The organism is Paenibacillus sp. DP01 (assembly GCF_044784315.1).
GTDB lineage: Bacteria > Bacillota > Bacilli > Paenibacillales > Paenibacillaceae > Paenibacillus > Paenibacillus polymyxa.
The window spans coordinates 3,980,768-3,996,172 of the sequence record NZ_CP173059.1 but is presented as its reverse complement, the minus strand read 5'-3'; the positions used below and the strand labels follow the sequence as shown (position 1 = coordinate 3,996,172).

Annotated in this window: 16 protein-coding genes and 1 pseudogene; 14 read left to right on the top strand and 3 right to left on the bottom strand. The window is 42.6% G+C overall.

The features are described from left to right. Positions 1 to 56 precede the first annotated feature (56 nt). Both ACH59B_RS17520 and ACH59B_RS17515 read right to left on the bottom strand, forming a co-directional pair. Positions 57 to 626: a DUF1697 domain-containing protein gene (locus tag ACH59B_RS17520; RefSeq protein ID WP_017428290.1), complete on the bottom strand. Its 570-nt coding sequence runs from the start codon at positions 624 to 626 to the stop codon at positions 57 to 59. A gap of 34 nt (positions 627 to 660) precedes the next feature. Beyond that, the gene (locus tag ACH59B_RS17515) at positions 661 to 1,311 is read right to left on the bottom strand and encodes a hypothetical protein (protein ID WP_193189819.1); all 651 of its coding nucleotides are present in this window, start codon (positions 1,309 to 1,311) and stop codon (positions 661 to 663) included. A 181-nt stretch (positions 1,312 to 1,492) separates the two neighbouring features. On the opposite strand from ACH59B_RS17515, the gene ACH59B_RS17510 reads away from it, so the two are divergent. From ACH59B_RS17510 to ACH59B_RS17495, 4 genes are all read left to right on the top strand, one after another. Next, a complete protein-coding gene (locus ACH59B_RS17510; protein ID WP_017428288.1) occupies positions 1,493 to 2,488 on the top strand; it encodes a hypothetical protein in 996 nt (331 codons plus the stop codon). Beyond that, on the top strand, positions 2,485 to 3,576 hold the full coding sequence (locus tag ACH59B_RS17505) for a hypothetical protein (RefSeq protein ID WP_404302230.1): 1,092 nt from the start codon (positions 2,485 to 2,487) through the stop codon (positions 3,574 to 3,576). Before ACH59B_RS17510 ends, ACH59B_RS17505 begins: the two co-directional genes overlap by 4 nt. 83 nt (positions 3,577 to 3,659) lie before the next feature. Continuing rightward, positions 3,660 to 4,601: an ADP-ribosylglycohydrolase family protein gene (locus ACH59B_RS17500; protein WP_123797461.1), complete on the top strand. Its 942-nt coding sequence runs from the start codon at positions 3,660 to 3,662 to the stop codon at positions 4,599 to 4,601. A 212-nt stretch (positions 4,602 to 4,813) separates the two neighbouring features. After that, a complete protein-coding gene (locus ACH59B_RS17495) occupies positions 4,814 to 5,734 on the top strand; it encodes a hypothetical protein (protein WP_123797460.1) in 921 nt (306 codons plus the stop codon). A gap of 43 nt (positions 5,735 to 5,777) precedes the next feature. Here ACH59B_RS17495 and ACH59B_RS17490 read toward each other — a convergent pair whose 3' ends face one another. Continuing rightward, a complete protein-coding gene (locus tag ACH59B_RS17490; RefSeq protein WP_123797459.1) occupies positions 5,778 to 6,347 on the bottom strand; it encodes a TerD family protein in 570 nt (189 codons plus the stop codon). Positions 6,348 to 6,525: 178 nt separating this feature from the next. On the opposite strand from ACH59B_RS17490, the gene ACH59B_RS17485 reads away from it, so the two are divergent. From ACH59B_RS17485 to ACH59B_RS17440, 10 genes and pseudogenes are all read left to right on the top strand, one after another. After that, the gene (locus ACH59B_RS17485; RefSeq protein WP_193189815.1) at positions 6,526 to 8,913 is read left to right on the top strand and encodes a polyprenyl synthetase family protein; all 2,388 of its coding nucleotides are present in this window, start codon (positions 6,526 to 6,528) and stop codon (positions 8,911 to 8,913) included. A 135-nt stretch (positions 8,914 to 9,048) separates the two neighbouring features. Continuing rightward, entirely contained in the window at positions 9,049 to 9,588 is a 540-nt protein-coding gene (locus ACH59B_RS17480) for a CueP family metal-binding protein (protein WP_013372333.1), read from the top strand. Between the two features lie 353 nt (positions 9,589 to 9,941). After that, positions 9,942 to 12,005 carry a methyl-accepting chemotaxis protein gene (locus tag ACH59B_RS17475; RefSeq protein ID WP_123797457.1) on the top strand — a complete coding sequence of 688 codons (2,064 nt, stop codon included), beginning with the start codon at positions 9,942 to 9,944 and terminating at the stop codon, positions 12,003 to 12,005. 218 nt (positions 12,006 to 12,223) lie between these two features. Beyond that, entirely contained in the window at positions 12,224 to 12,379 is a 156-nt protein-coding gene (locus tag ACH59B_RS17470; RefSeq protein ID WP_167440810.1) for a hypothetical protein, read from the top strand. Between the two features lie 5 nt (positions 12,380 to 12,384). Beyond that, positions 12,385 to 12,564: a hypothetical protein gene (locus tag ACH59B_RS17465; protein WP_404304023.1), complete on the top strand. Its 180-nt coding sequence runs from the start codon at positions 12,385 to 12,387 to the stop codon at positions 12,562 to 12,564. Beyond that, positions 12,498 to 12,728, top strand: coding sequence for a phage integrase N-terminal SAM-like domain-containing protein (locus tag ACH59B_RS17460; protein WP_404303992.1), 231 nt, complete (start codon positions 12,498 to 12,500; stop codon positions 12,726 to 12,728). The genes ACH59B_RS17465 and ACH59B_RS17460 overlap by 67 nt, the downstream gene beginning before the upstream one ends. A 23-nt stretch (positions 12,729 to 12,751) precedes the next feature. Then, positions 12,752 to 13,254 (top strand): annotated as a pseudogene (locus tag ACH59B_RS17455) (tyrosine-type recombinase/integrase). 169 nt (positions 13,255 to 13,423) lie between these two features. Further along, complete coding sequence (locus ACH59B_RS17450) at positions 13,424 to 13,840, top strand: DUF2569 family protein (RefSeq protein ID WP_058829979.1); 417 nt, start codon at positions 13,424 to 13,426, stop codon at positions 13,838 to 13,840. A gap of 219 nt (positions 13,841 to 14,059) precedes the next feature. Continuing rightward, positions 14,060 to 14,626, top strand: coding sequence for a hypothetical protein (locus ACH59B_RS17445; protein WP_107733216.1), 567 nt, complete (start codon positions 14,060 to 14,062; stop codon positions 14,624 to 14,626). Positions 14,627 to 14,778: 152 nt separating this feature from the next. Next, positions 14,779 to 15,372, top strand: coding sequence for a hypothetical protein (locus ACH59B_RS17440; protein ID WP_107733217.1), 594 nt, complete (start codon positions 14,779 to 14,781; stop codon positions 15,370 to 15,372). Positions 15,373 to 15,405: the final 33 nt, after the last annotated feature.

Here is a 15,405-nt window from a genome sequence, read left to right as displayed (position 1 = left end):
GCCGTAAGAAGGCTCCCTTTTTGAGCAGACTCTACTAGATTGCTTTCGTCATCCAGTCAGGAGTCCAAATCTCGTAACTCTTCCTGCTCAGCCATTTGCATCAGCTTATAAATCTGCCGGGTTGTGTTCACATTCCGCACCGTCATTTGCTGATACAGCTTGGTGCCGACTAATTTCGTTAACCCGCTTTTTGTGACTTGTTCCTTGCTGACAGAAAACAAAATCGCCCCGGGCGTATACATGACGTGCCCAATTCCCGGTTTCAAAGGAAGCTTGTCCAGAACGGTAATATCGTTAATTTCATCCCACAGAAACATTACGTCACTTTTCATCTGTGTATCATTAGCCCATTCATCCGGCAGTGCCTCCATAATGCTCTGAATCTCCTTCATATTACGGACGATGACACGGATGGGTAAGCTAAAATCCTCCAGAATCGCCTGTTCCAGTACGAGCGATAGCTCCTGGTTGGACCGCTCCTGACTGGAAAATATGATATTTCCAGAATTGATGTAAGTCGTCACATGCCCCATACCTGCATGTTCAAACGTTTGCTTGAGCTTCTTCATCTCGATCTTGTTGTTGCCGCCGACATTGATGCCCCGCAGTAATGCGATATAGATCATAAAAAGCCCCACCTCTCTTTAACAAATAGGATTTCTAACAGAAGGATAGGTATTTCAGCAAGTACGTGGTTTGGTTTTCGCCCAACAAATGATGCAGCAATGGTTTTACGTGCTCGATATATGCTGCTTTGGTTTCGTATGTATCTTCATCTATCAATTCTCCCTTAAAGGTACAGGCACCTTCAATCAGGATGGAAAGAGCCGTAAAGAAGTTAGCTAAAGAGTCAGCAACCTGCTGCGCTGCCCCACCTTCAATTGCAGCATATACAGGCGAACCGGGTGCGCTAGTATCGACAATGACTGGATCGTCATTAAACGTGGCAATTACAACATGATGGGATGGCCATGAAGATGACTCATGAACAAGCTCATCAGACGTAATAAAGCGATAACCCAACTGTTGGCGATATAAATGTTCTGGTGCGACAAAAAAGAGAACTGCGGCATCCCCAACTTCAACTGCCGCGTTTTTCAATTTGTGTGTTCCCGCTGCCTTGGCATCGATCATTTCATAGTGGCTATACATGTACGCAAGCTCAGGAGATAGAGGAATCCGACTGTCCCAGCAATCTGTTATACTCTCTGAACGGGGCTGGATATCGTGGTCTTGGAACAGCCCGTAGGCTTCATTATACAAGTTTTGCTGGTGTACAAACCGGGTAAGCGCTTCGTTTAACTGTTTCATAGGTGTGTATTCCTTTCTAGTCGTAGGCTATGACCTGCGACATCACGTTTTACTTTTAGCATTAAGATATCATAATATAGAAATGAAGAACATATGTTTCTGTAATTATGCTACCTTGCCAGTCGATCCTGATTAATTTTACAATATAGGAGTTCGAAGATAAGGTGCAAGGAGGAGAGAAATGTCTTTTTCTGAAATATACGATTACAAATTAAGAGCCTACTTTAATGAGCGCATTTCTGATTTAAGTCATGAATATCTATTTTATTCCTATCCTGATCAAGAGCAAAATTTAAGAATATTAACTCTGAATATAAATGAGCAGGATCATATTTCTTTAGTGCGATGGCATGATTTATTTGACAGGTCGCTATTTACCAAAATGGATCATCCCATTCTAAGCGTAACGGATGCTGAACGTCTGATTCGATTGCTCGCGCTTATTTTTAACATGTTTGATATACATAAAGATGTTGCTTATTGCAGAAAAAACTTATGTTGTGTTTATTATCAATATCAAGTTTCACATCTAGCAGAGAGAGGGAATGAATTCTCACTTACTCAGGATAGGCTATTTTTTCTTCACCTTCTCTTATTTGAATTGGGTTTAGGAGATGACATTTATGATCGTCTAACGATTGAAAATAATAAGATACTGTACAGTATGGAAGACGGACAGCAGTATGATTTGCACATTCTAATTGATATTTTGCATGAGCATATTAACAAAAATAAGATGGATATGGATACCCGAGCAACGCTGGGAAAAATAAAAATTTTGCAAGGCCAGTTGGTCAACTTCATCTTGGGCAGTCATGATGTATATGATTTTCCATATGATGATTTCAACAAGTCGTTTGCAGAAGCAACGAGGTTTATACAAGCCTATAACTCTAATAAAAATAGGTTATTAGAAGTGCTGATCGACTGTATCAATGAACATCAATCTCCAACAGAGCAGTTCATCTCCAATATGATCATGATGAATTACTCCTATTTTATTCTCAAAAGTAATCCTAGCGAAATTACATATTTTAAATGTTTCTGCAAGAAAAAACCGGGTGTTTTTATGAAAGTATTGTCTGCATTGCTTGAACTCAGATTTTTTATCGATAAATCCAGCTTCACAAATACGGGTATAAATTATTATTTATCCAGATTAAAAGGGGTTAAATGATGCCATTTCATCACGTTTCTTTACCCGATTTACCACAGACGATCGGACGTCTTACAGCCATTTATCCACTAAAGGGTGGCTCTCAGGGAAGCATAACCTTGCTGGCATTGAACACACAAGCAGAACTGTGGAGGCTAGAGCTTTGCTCTGGTAATGCCGAATTGTGTACACGTATTTGTATTCCTGATTTTAATCCCCTGCAACCTGTCCAAATGGTGACCAGCCCTGACGGCAAGTACGTAGCCATATCCAATCGTTTTGGCCGGCATGCGGCAGTGTATGATTTAGTCCATGCTCAAGAAAAAATGCAATTATCGCGGGACGAATACCACTATGATAAAAGTATGTTTCCCCTGGCATTTGTACATCAAGACGGTGCATGTATTCTTGTTCATGGAACGGAATGGAACCGGCTGGATTTGACAGATGTAGAAACAGGGCTGCCTTTGACAGCAAGACCTACCCCGGTTTATAACAGCGAAAGCAAAGATGAGCATTATCTAGATTATTTTCATGGAAGGCTGCTGGCTTCTCCAGAGGGAAAGTGGATTGCGGATACGGGATGGGTATGGGCTCCCTTAGGAGTGGTCCGAACTTGGTCATTATCCGATTGGCTACTGAACCCATGGGAATCGGAAAACGGTCCGTCAGTTCGCCATCTTTGGCAAACCATAGATTGGGATGGGCCAATATGCTGGACAGGACCTGATACATTGGCGGTATGGGGACAGATGGATGCCGATTTACTGGAGGAGGAAGATTGGGGAGAGGAGGGAGTGGAACCGGCGGTTGTCCTATTCGATATGACTCAGCCTGGGTATCGACGAGTGCTTCCTGCGATCCCGCCACTAAACTGTAAGCCTGAAGAAGACGGGATTTATCCATATCCCCAAGCGGATATGGCCGTTTCCGGTGACCGATTATTCTTGTGGGGAAAAGGAGTTCCGCTTCAGGTATGGCGGCTTTCAAGCGGTGTGCGTGAATATGTAGATACGGAGCGATTTCCACTCATTTATCATCAAGAGGCAGGAATTTTCGTTGAATTAAATCCAGATAGCGGTTGTACAGCCTTGAGCTACGACGAATAAATGGCGTACCAGATATTCTTCCTTCCTAGTGATATGGAAATATATGCATTAGTTATAACAATTACAAAGGAGTGTACATCAAAATGGCACTTAACAAGGATTGTTTTTATGGATGTCTCGCTGGACTGGCCGTAGGGGATGCTTTGGGAACCACAGTAGAATTTAGCAGTCCAGGCACATTTGAACCTGTAACGGATATTGTAGGCGGTGGTGTATTTGGGTTGAAGGCAGGGCAGTGGACAGACGATACGTCTATGGCGCTCTGTTTGGCCGAGAGCATGGTGCGAAAAGATAGCTTTGATCCAGCGGACCAGATGCGTCGCTACACCAATTGGTACCACCTGGGATATATGAGCAGCACGGGAACGTGCTTTGATATCGGTGGTGCGACGAGAACAGCACTGCATCGCTTCGAAGCCACTGGAGATCCGTATAGCGGGTCCGTTGACCCCATGACTGCCGGTAATGGCTCGATTATGAGGCTTGCACCTGTCGCCATGGCCTATGCGAACCGCCCGGAAGAGGCCGTGATGTACGCTGAGCTGAGCTCGCGCACCACCCATGGAGCAGTCGAAAGTGTGGAGGCCTGTGCCGCGCTTGCTTCAATTCTTGTGGCAGGTCTGCGGGGAGCGGACAAAGAATCCATGTTATCACCCGATGTCTGCTATAAGTGGCGGCGGCAGGACCAGTCAGCTTATTCGGCAGCCATTGAAGAAATCATTCAGGGATCTTACAAGCATAAGGAGCCGCCTGAAATCCAAGGAAGCGGTTATGTTATTCGTTCCCTTGAGGCTGCGCTGTGGGCCTTTCACCATTCGGCTTCATTTGAAGAGGGGGCACTGCTGGCGGTAAATCTGGGGGATGATGCAGATACGACCGGGGCAGTGTACGGCCAGATTGCAGGGGCTTATTACGGGCTAAGCGGTATCCCGAGTCACTGGCGCGAGAAGCTGGCAATGAAAGAGACGATTGATGAGCTGACTGAAGCTTTATGGCAGAAGGCCGACAAGGGCCAGACACTCTAAGGGGAACATCTATAAAGATCAAGCTGGGTTGCTTTTCTTATGAAGCAGAACCTAGCTTTTTTGGTTTACTATATTTTGCCGATGACTCATCTCTTGGGACTACTACTCATATCGCCATACTTCCGCCCTCCTCAGCTACATGTCGTTATGACAAAATGAAGTCAAGTACAAATCATACTTCACTTTACTGATCTTTTAGAGGAGGAACTACATTGTCACATCTAGATAAACAGCTTCATTCATTTGTCGATATTTCCAATAATATAGAAGGGTTTGAGATCGTTTCGACCCAATTTGGTCCTGATGGACGCGTGTATATTTTGCTCATTGATAAAGTCCCAGAACGAGTGCGGGGGATGTTCACGCCTGCCTCTCTTAAAGAGAGACGTACTTACAAGGTACTCATTCTAGACGATCACATTCAAGAGGTGTGTTTGGAGGGGCAGCAGTTCAACTATCATTATGTACAGCCTCTACAAGATTATTTGTTACTCGTCGGAGCACGATGCCATTATTACGGACCTGATCAATACGATCTAAATGGTAAAATTATTGATTATGAAGGTCGTACTGTGAATGAACTACTGCTTGGAGACGGTATCCAGAGTGTTCAGGTTACAAAAGAAGGTACGATCTGGACCAGTTATTTTGATGAAGGTATATTCGGGAATTATGGTTGGAATGAGCCTGTGGGGTCCTCCGGCCTTGTCGCCTGGAATAAAGAGGGACACAAAATATATGAGAACCAAGCGGCAGATATTCATGATTGCTATGCTTTGAACGTGATCAGCGAACAGGAAATCTGGTTTTATTACTATTCAGACTTTTCATTAGGGTATATTTCCGGTAGCGACCGTACGAATATTACGTTTGTGAATCCGAGGATTTCCGGCTGCTCCGGGGTGGCTACAGATGGGTATCACTTTTTGTTCGACGGCGGGTATGGCAAGAATGGACAATATGTCTTGAAAAAGAATGTGAAGCCAGGCAACTTGAGCAAAGGACAACACATTCGCTTTTTAAATGACGATCAAAAGTTCCTTCAACCGCATGAACAGGATTTCAGAAAAGACCGCCTGCTGCTCCGTGAAGGTTCTCTGCTGTATCAGGCGGCTGTTGAAGAGATAGTATAAAAACCCACGTCAGACGTGGGTTTTTCCTTAACACCAAAAATACTTATTCATACGTTTTGACAAGATCATTCAGGGAGGTAATGGTACTTCCTTCCCCAATAGCACCGAATTTCCATTCCCCTCCATAGCGGTATACTTCACCTACACGGATGCTACACATCCCTTTATAGTCCTCTGTCAAATTGTATCGGAGAATCTCTTCATCTTGCGACGCATCCAATACTCGAATATAAGCATTGTTCACCATACTGAAATCCTTACGTCTACCAAAGCTGAAAAAACGGAATATATTCACAATAAATACGACTCTATGCACTTCAGGTGGTAGTTGTTGAAGGGATACAGTAATGACTTCATCATCACCGGCACCATGTCCTGTCAAGTTGTCACCACTATGTACGACGGCCCCGCAAGGGCTATTTTTGTTTCCGAAATATACTAGATTTTTCGTCTGGGTTAGCTTGCCGTTCTCATTAAGAAGCAGCGCTGACGCATCAATATCCATGCTTCTACCCCTCATAGGGTCCCATCCAAGCCCTACTTTCAGCACGGATAAGTGTGGATTATTTTTGGTTAGGTCTACCTTCTGTCCTTTAACTAGACTAATACTCAACGTTATGCCTCCCTATCATTATTTTTGTTCTACTCTGAAATTGTAGCATATATATAGAAGGATATAATCTATTCGTAACTTCACAGACTTTTTTCCGTATAAAGATAAAAACATGATCCAAACTCGTTCCCTCAGGGAGAAATGCAACCATGTTTAAACAAAATGAGAAGTTGAGGTAATGCATCATATGAATGAAAAATTTCGAGCCGATACAGGATACCAACTGGCTGAGCAGAAGGCGCTTCAGTATTTTGCATCACTCTATAATCAAGTCAAGGATAAGACTTATGTGACTTCTCTTACAGAAGATATCCATATATGGAAAAGGAATCATATCCGTCCTTCTTCATGGTTATCCTTCTTTTCGCGGAATAAGAGAAAGCCGGATACTCGGGATTATGACAGATACATTCAATGGCTGAGTTACACAGGCAAATTGGATGATTATCTGAAGCGAAGTGTCTCTTATATTTACATGAGGGATCTAGGCAAGGCTCTAGATTCTGCGGACACACAGACCCGGATTCAGCGCGTCATTGCTGACGTGAAAAGATATTTGCTTCAACCTACCCGTGCTAATAGAAGAAATCAACCGGAGTTTATGAATATAGCCGGGGTGTATCGGTGGTCTCAAAAGGAAGGGATCGAAACGACTGTAATCTGGCTAATCAACAAGCTTAACTCTGTATCTTCTTATATTCCTGAGGAAATGGATGCAGAGCATGCCCAGCGCAAACTGATTAAAATCATCATTGGGGTTATTCTGCATGTGATGGAAGAAATGGACGAAGCCGTGTCACCTGTTGAACGTTCGCGCAGACTGGATGAAGCCATCAGGCTTGGGTATTCCTATGGGTTGACTTATCCTTTTATTGATGATCTGCTCGATTCTCAGCTGTTGACCGTTCAAGAGAAAGAACAATATTCCCATATGATACGTACCGCGCTTCTTACCGGATCTGTGCCAGAACTGGGCGACTGGACCGGCGATCATATGAAGTTCATTCGCTATATCCATTCGGAGCTCTCGGATGCTTTTGAGTATATTAAGGCACATCAGCGGCCAGACACACAGCAAACCTTTTTCGAGCAGTCCTATGTTTTTTTTCATTCTCAAGATATCGACCGGGATAAGGATCTAACACGAGCTAATTACACCAATGAAGAACTTTATATACCCGTTATTTTAAAATCTGCTTCTTCCCGCTTGATTGTCCGTTCCGTCATTAGTGCTCCTGAGGATGAAGGGTTTGAGCAACGAACATTCTATTATGGTATCTATAACCAGCTTGCTGATGATTTTGCAGATATGGCTGACGATATGAGAGACGGTGCGGTAACACCCTATACCTATTATTTAAAATATCATCGTCAGAGATCGGATTTGATCAATCCCTTCGAACTATACTGGGCGGTCATTTCTAATTTGATCCATAACGTATATGACTCGGATGCTATGGCTCGCGAGGTGATACTGGACCGTGCAATAAATGGACTCAAACGTTATAAAGAACGGGTAGGTGCAGAAAAGTACAATGAAATAATGGAGATTTTGGCATCCGGAAATCCTGAATTTAATCGTCTCATTCAGAAGATGGTGGGCAAAGCAGAGGATGTAGAATTCTTCGATAAGCTGCTTCGGGACCAGATGATTACCCATCTGAAAAACGATTCGAGGGAAAAGGAAGACTTTATGAATACGGTCAAAACAGTCCGTGACCAGATTAACAACCAATTGAAAATTACCAAGCCTTCTGGGATCGAGGCCATGAAAGAACAGCTTATTGATGCTGCAAATTATAGTCTCGAGGGGGATGGGAAAAGGATACGACCTATTTTGACTTGGGTCATGGGTGTGAACGAATATGGCTTAGACGCATTGGCAATCGTGCCTCTTCTAAGATCATTGGAATATATGCATACAGCCTCCCTGATTTTTGATGATTTGCCTTCCCAGGATAACGCTTCTACCCGTAGAGGGCGTCAGACATTACATCAGGTGCACAATAGCGCTACTGCGGAATTAACCGGACTATATCTGATCCAGAAGGCCATCGGGGAGCAAGCATCACTGAGTCAGTTCAATGCTGAGACTGTGCTTGCCTTGATCCAATACTCGGCCCGTAAGGCAGAGGATATGTGTATGGGTCAGGCGATGGATCTGGATTCCAAAGGAAAGGCTTTGACATTGGAGCAGCTGAATATGATGTGCTTTTACAAAACAGGAGTGGCGTTCGAGGCTTGTCTCGTTATGCCAGCCATGCTTGCACAGGCCGAGGAGTCGGAGATTGCCGCTTTGCAGAAATTCGCCTATCATATGGGGATTGCTTTTCAGATCAAAGATGATTTGCTTGATGTGGAAGGAGATACGCTCTTACTTGGAAAACCTGTGGGTCAGGATTCAGATAACAATAATTCGAATTTTGTGTCCATCCTTGGCTACGAAGGTGCCAGTAAAGAGATGTGGGAGCACTACTGCCTTGCCATGGAAGCATTAAAAGAGGTGCCACGCAATATCGCTTTTCTGAAGCATCTAATGAATTATATTGTGAACCGGGATCGTTAAAAAGAATTGTGCCCCAGATATGTCTGAATAAACAAGCAAAGATGTGAATATCTGGTGACTTCAGTGCTGTATTTTGTCCGTTACGATGCGTTCTACATTATAATGTTTAAAAACGGACAAGGAGATGAACTCCAGATGAAAAAAGGAATCTTGGTCGCTTCAGGGTTGGTTGTTGCGGCATTAGGCACGTACCTGATTGCAGGAAATTTTCAGAAAGAAGGAGCGGACAAGCTCGGGACAACAGATATCAAGCAATTGGTGCATGATATCAGTGCAGGCAAGGCAACAGCCCAATCCGCTTCTATTAATTCCAGTCAGTTGATAGTCACCGGGAACAATACACAACCCATAACTTATAATTTGCCTGACAACGAGTTTTTTGTTTCGATTGCGCCATATGTAGACCAGACCCACCCTTGTGCAACTCATAGTCTAACCGGTTGCCAAGGCGAAATAAAAAATGGGGCGTTCAATGTGACTGTTCACGACTCCGAAGGGAATATCATCATGGAGAATGCTGCCATGAAATCACAACCCAATGGTTTTATTGATCTATGGCTGCCAAGAGATAAAACCTACCGCATTAGTGTGAACCATGAAGGTAAAACGGCCCAAACGGAATTCTCTACATATGAGAAAAACGATACATGTATCACAACGATGCAGTTGGGTTAACGACGGAGGATGAGGGTTGAGCTTATGGATCGCTGAAACGCTCTAAGTCCGCAAAACCCTGCGTTCTCATACATAGCTTTTAGTAAAGAGCCTGCGTCTGACGGAGGCTCTTTGTGCTGCTTTTGTTAGGTTGTAGAACAAATTTTGAGGGAGTCTATGAGGGGTCAACTGGCAACTAAAGTTGTTAAGCCAAGCTTTTCTTTGGAGCAATAGCTTAAGACTAAGATACGAAACTTTAAATTGCGTTTATTAAAAATTAATTAAAATTCAATGGAAAGTATATTAATACAACTGTAAACTTCCGACATATTATTTAAGAGCTTTTCGCTCACTATTCTTTGGGAGATGAAACCATGTTACAAAGTATTAAGAATCGCCTATTCAAATCATTGAGCATGGCCAACACATTGGCCATGGTCTTGTTAGTCATTATCGTTCTCGTTTTTGCAACCTTGGGGACGTTCATGTATTCAAGCACGCAAAGCATGCTTGTCAAGCAGCAAGAGGCCATGCTTCAGGCCAAGACGCAAGCGGTCGTCAGTCAATTTGATGCGTTATTTAAGGAAAAGGGCTCGCTTGTCCAACAAATGTCAACCAATAATCTCTTTAAGAAATATATAGAGACTACTGAATCGGCTGAGATGGTGAAAACTTCTCCATATGCTGCGGAAACCGAAGCGACCCTAGCAGCGATTGTAAAGGCAGAGCCATCTTTTGCCGATGCTTGGATTGCGGGAATAGCTGGCAAAGGTTTCTATTTACAGAATGATGGTATTACTTCCAAGCCCGACTTCGATATTCATACACGCCCATACTTCAAGCCAGCTGTTGAAGCAGACGGTTTATACTACTCAGAACCCTATAAGGACGTCAATTCGGGTAATATGATAATGGGCATTTTCTATCCAATCAAGGATAACAGTAACCAATTAATCGGATTTGCAGTTGTTGATATTGCCTTAAAAGACATCCCTGCCATTATGCAAAGCTATTCGCTTGGAAGCACAGGCTATTCGATTCTTGCATCCAAAACAGGTGATATTTTGTATCACCCTGATCAAAATAAAGTGCTGAAAGAAAAGATTAACGAAAACACAGGAGATCTTGGCGAGATTGGCAAGAAAATGATTGCCGGTGAGTCCGGAGTACAGTTGATTTATGATAATGGGGAACCTCGTTATATCGGGTATGGAACCAGTAAAGATACAGGGTGGTCTGTAGGCTTAACCATTTCTCAACAAGAGGCGCTCGCAGAATTAAAAGCGTTTACCCAAATTATTATCGGCGGTTTTTCGGCAGCCACCATTATGCTCGTTGTGATTTGTTATATAACGCTCCGCTATCAGTTAAGAGCAATCCCGAAATTGCTCGCCAAAATCAAGATGATTGAGAATGGAGATATGACCGTTCAGTTTGATACGCATTCCAACAACGAAATCGGGCAAATTCATCAAGGAGTTTACAATATGATTCAAAAAATTCAAGGTATGCTCCAAATGGTTGGTGGATCAGCCCAAGTCTTGAATCAGTCTTCTCATGATTTGCAATCCATTTCTTCCAGAACTGCAATCACGATGAACGATACGGCGACAGCAATCAATGAAATTGCCAATGCGACGAACTACCAGTCCACTGAAACAGATAACATTTTGCAGAAAACTGGAGCATTATCTGGACAAATTGACGAAATTGCCAATGATACAAAAGCCATCGAATCTATGGTGCAAACCTCGGTCGAACAAAGCGGACAAGGGCTTGCGGTAGTAGACCAGCTATCCAAATGGGCGGAAGAAAATCATAATTCCACACAAGCGATGTCGGCCATCATTCAGGATATCGATCTGAGCCGTCATGAGATTTCGAGCATCGTGGATACGGTTAACCAAATTGCAACGCAGACCAACCTGCTGGCGCTCAATGCTTCTATTGAAGCTGCGCGTGCAGGCGAACAGGGCAAAGGGTTTGCCGTGGTTGCCGGGGAGGTTCGCAAGCTGGCTGAGCAGACGGCGCTGGCGACACAGGAAATCTACAAGAAGGTCCGTGTCATCGAAGAAAAAACCAGTGTATCGGTTGAGCATACCGTTCACGGTCTTAAAATCGCAGAAGAAAATGCCAGATCGGTGGAGGACACGAAGCAAGTGTTCTTTAGTATTAACAAGGATTTGGAAGATTTGAAATTGCGAATGATCCAGATCAGCACGAACACCTCCAAAGTCCACAAGCACAAAGATGAGATTTTGCAGGCGCTGGAAATCATCTCTTCCACCACAGAAGAGAATTCCGCTTCAACCGAAGAGGTCAGCGCCAGCACGCAGGAACAATTGGAGAGCTTCGAACAGGTTGCTGAACTATCCAAACAATTAAACCAATTGTCCACTAAGCTTCAAGACGAATTAAAACAGTTTAAGGTTGAGTAACATGGTAGGTGGCGGCGATGCTATGGGATGATGTGACGGAGGAACTGGACAAGTAAAGACAAGACACTTTATGATGATGAAAATTGAACTTTAAGGATCAATAATTTACTCTGAAAGAATCAGGTTCTTAAGATGAATACCCGTCTTAAGTCCCTTTTTTTGTGTAAAATTAGATTTCCAATTTTTTGAACGGCTGATATACTAAGGAGGCAAGTGAGATGAAGATAAACCTACTTTATCGGGATGAAAAAACGATCGGCGTACGGTTGGAGCGATACGGAGTCAAGGAGCGAGAAGGGATTCGATCCATACCGAGCAGGAAATGGGTTCCAGACGAAAAAATATGGACCATTCCTTATAGATCTCAGCTGTAGAAAGCATGTTGGAAGCGTATCGGAGCTGCAAGTTCGAGTGCGACGAGCGCTTGGATAAAGAGCTGCCGTTCATCCGGGAATGGCTGGATCGGCGGCAAGGGGCTACAGCAGCAAGACGATTAAAGCATACATATCGCAAACGGAACGTTTTTTTGCCGGATTGCAAGGGAACGAAGCAAGCATAAATGATGCGACGGTGCAAAAATACGCGTTGGCGCTGCTCGAAAAAGGCCTTTCGCACGCTTATGTTAACCAAGCGATCAGCGCGCTGAAATTTTACTTTCGCGATGTGCTAAAGCAGCCCAAATCCGCCGCCTATGTTCGTCCGAAAAAGGAGAGTAACTGCTAGATGTGCTGTCCCTGAATGAGGTTATGCGTCTGTTGAAAGCAGTGAAAAATCCAAAGCATAAGGCTATTCTGTACCTGACGTATACATCCGGGCTACGGGTAAGCGAAGTGGTGAGGTTGCGTCTTGAAGACTGCGACCGTAAACGGAAAGTACTGAAAGTTCGTCAGGGAAAGGGCAGGAAGGATCGGCAAACGCTGCTATCCGAAGCGGCTTTTGCGGTGGTCGAGCAGTATATAGGGGGGAGCAGCCAGCAGACTGGCTGTTTCCAGGGCAGAGGGAAGGCCGCCACCTGACTGAACGTTCAGCGCAGAAAGTGTTTGAAAAAGTGCTGGCTGAAGCGGGCATTCGCAAACAGGTGAGTATCCATTCGCTAAGGCATTCCTTTGCGACCCACTTGCTGGAGAATGGGGTTGATCTTCGCTATATTCAGGAACTGCTAGGGCATCAGAGTGTGCGAACGACGGAGCGGTATACACATGTGAGTAGGCGGGACATTGGCAGATTTAAAGTCCGTTGGATCGGATGAGCGGGCTGGAGGATTGAAACGCAGAAAGTGCGGGAATAAGGAGAAAAGTGCAGGATTCACGAAGTTCGTGAATATGACGAAGAGAGTATTCTTTCGGAAGTTCGTAAATAAGACGTTATCTGAAACCAATGCTCAATGCAAATAAAAGACAAAGATTAAGGAGCCAATAATGCAATTATCTCAGAATAGTATGAGTGGAATTAAAGGCTGGCTGCTTTTCTTTGTGATCTATTCTTTTTATCTACTTATAAGTAATTTAATAGGTCTTTATTTCGAATTTTATATTTATATGTTAGTTGGAACAATTGGTTGGAATCTTGCTAGAACTATTTCTGTCGGAATCTATTTATTTTCTGAAGTCTTAATTATTGTTTCTCTAGTGCTTATATTGAAGAAGAAAAGGAAAGGACCAAATATAATAATTCAAATTGAAATAATCACTATAATATTTGGATTTTTAAACTTCATTCTCACAATTAACAAAATAGATGAACTCCCAAGTTTAATCTCTACAATTATTTTTGGATCAATATGGATTTTGTATTTTAAAAACTCAAAACGAGTCAAAGCAACATTTGAAAGTTAATCAAGAAGGCATTGGCACCAGATAACAAAATATTCACGCATCGGGCCATTCGGCCCTCGGTCCGGCAGAGACATTTTGGGGGAGTGGAAGCAGCCGGACAACCCTGCACTGGCTAAGTCCGTCGGACCCGGCGCGTTCGCTCCTTAAGCCAGTGAGGGTTCGTGAATACAAGAACGTTAAGTGAAATTACTAAACTCTTATTTATGGAGGTAAATAATCATGTTTATTTCAAAAGACCAACAAGAAAAAATAAAGCAACTGAATCATATACTTGGAATGAAGCATCGAAGTTATCCTTTTGATTTTAATAAGAAGGAAGATTGGATAGAGGCAATTGAAATGGTCACCGCCGAGTATATTGATTTTTGCGAATATTGGGGCAGGCTTTCGGATTTGAATTCAAACTTAGATGAAAGTCTTGAGTGTTTTTATCCAGCTAGTTGGATGGAGATAACACAAGAAGGGCATATCAATGATGATGAATTAGATGAAGCAATTGACTCAGTGAATCATGCTGAAAATGCTTTACGTATATTGATGGATAGAGCAGAAGAGAAATGTAAAGAGATATGGCAATTAACTTTTGACACTCAGCAAGAAGCTGTCATTACATACTTTCTAGGAGAAGAAGTTACTTGCAGTGGAGATGAATTAAAAGAAATTTTAGAGGATTATATTTTTGAATTGGCAACTGAGATAGAGTACACAGGAAATGTCCAAAATTCTGCACAAGAATTTTCAAGAAATTTGAAACACAAAGTTGAAGCCAAGAGATCAAACCCGTAACTTCACTTAACATAATATTCAAGCAGCGGCTCCTCACAGAGCCTTGGTCTGCTGGATGCATTTCGGGAAGGTATTTCAGCAGACACATCCGACTTCGTCGGACGCCATGAATACAGGAACGTTATCGGAAATTCCATAAAGGAGTGAAATTCATGGAAAACCTAGTGAAAAATATAATCTATTCGTCTATCCAAAACTTTTTTGAGAATGAGCATGACTTCTTTGATTATACAAGTCAAACAGGCATGACAGAATGGAACTTAACTTATCATTTGTGTAACGAACTTAGTAAGTATATTTTTTGGTTGAATAAAGAAGTTGATGTAACAAAACGAAATTATGAAAATAAAAGACCCGATATTATTTTTCATAAAAGAAGAACAAATAAATTTAATTTTTTAGTTGTTGAGGTTAAGAAAAATCCTCATGATAAGCGACTAGATATAATTAAGCTCAAAGAGGATTGGATGAAGGAACCACTTGAATATCGGTTTGGAGTATATATTAATATTTGGAATAAGTATAAATTTGAGGCGATCTTAATCACAAGAGATGGGGAAGAAATACAGATCAATGAAACCACTAGTAAGTATATACCATTTACAACTATACAAGAACAATTTAAAGATATTATTAAAATAATTATAGATGAAATATGTATAGAACCTAGAGACAAACCTCTTAATAAACTCTTAGAAGAAAAATTAGACAATGAAATTCTGAGAGGGTTTTCGCTGGAAAAATAGAACATCCGATAACAATATATTCACGCTACGGGC

Bases quoted from the DNA above. Each gene is read 5' to 3' on its own strand.
- ACH59B_RS17520 (WP_017428290.1), bottom strand. From the start codon at position 626: ATGATCTATATCGCATTACTGCGGGGCATCAATGTCGGCGGCAACAAC.
- ACH59B_RS17515 (WP_193189819.1), bottom strand. From the start codon at position 1,311: ATGAAACAGTTAAACGAAGCGCTTACCCGGTTTGTACACCAGCAAAAC.
- ACH59B_RS17510 (WP_017428288.1), top strand. From the start codon at position 1,493: ATGTCTTTTTCTGAAATATACGATTACAAATTAAGAGCCTACTTTAAT.
- ACH59B_RS17505 (WP_404302230.1), top strand. From the start codon at position 2,485: ATGATGCCATTTCATCACGTTTCTTTACCCGATTTACCACAGACGATC.
- ACH59B_RS17500 (WP_123797461.1), top strand. From the start codon at position 3,660: ATGGCACTTAACAAGGATTGTTTTTATGGATGTCTCGCTGGACTGGCC.
- ACH59B_RS17485 (WP_193189815.1), top strand. From the start codon at position 6,526: ATGCATCATATGAATGAAAAATTTCGAGCCGATACAGGATACCAACTG.
- ACH59B_RS17480 (WP_013372333.1), top strand. From the start codon at position 9,049: ATGAAAAAAGGAATCTTGGTCGCTTCAGGGTTGGTTGTTGCGGCATTA.
- ACH59B_RS17475 (WP_123797457.1), top strand. From the start codon at position 9,942: ATGTTACAAAGTATTAAGAATCGCCTATTCAAATCATTGAGCATGGCC.
- ACH59B_RS17470 (WP_167440810.1), top strand. From the start codon at position 12,224: ATGAAGATAAACCTACTTTATCGGGATGAAAAAACGATCGGCGTACGG.
- ACH59B_RS17465 (WP_404304023.1), top strand. From the start codon at position 12,385: ATGTTGGAAGCGTATCGGAGCTGCAAGTTCGAGTGCGACGAGCGCTTG.
- ACH59B_RS17450 (WP_058829979.1), top strand. From the start codon at position 13,424: ATGCAATTATCTCAGAATAGTATGAGTGGAATTAAAGGCTGGCTGCTT.
- ACH59B_RS17445 (WP_107733216.1), top strand. From the start codon at position 14,060: ATGTTTATTTCAAAAGACCAACAAGAAAAAATAAAGCAACTGAATCAT.
- ACH59B_RS17440 (WP_107733217.1), top strand. From the start codon at position 14,779: ATGGAAAACCTAGTGAAAAATATAATCTATTCGTCTATCCAAAACTTT.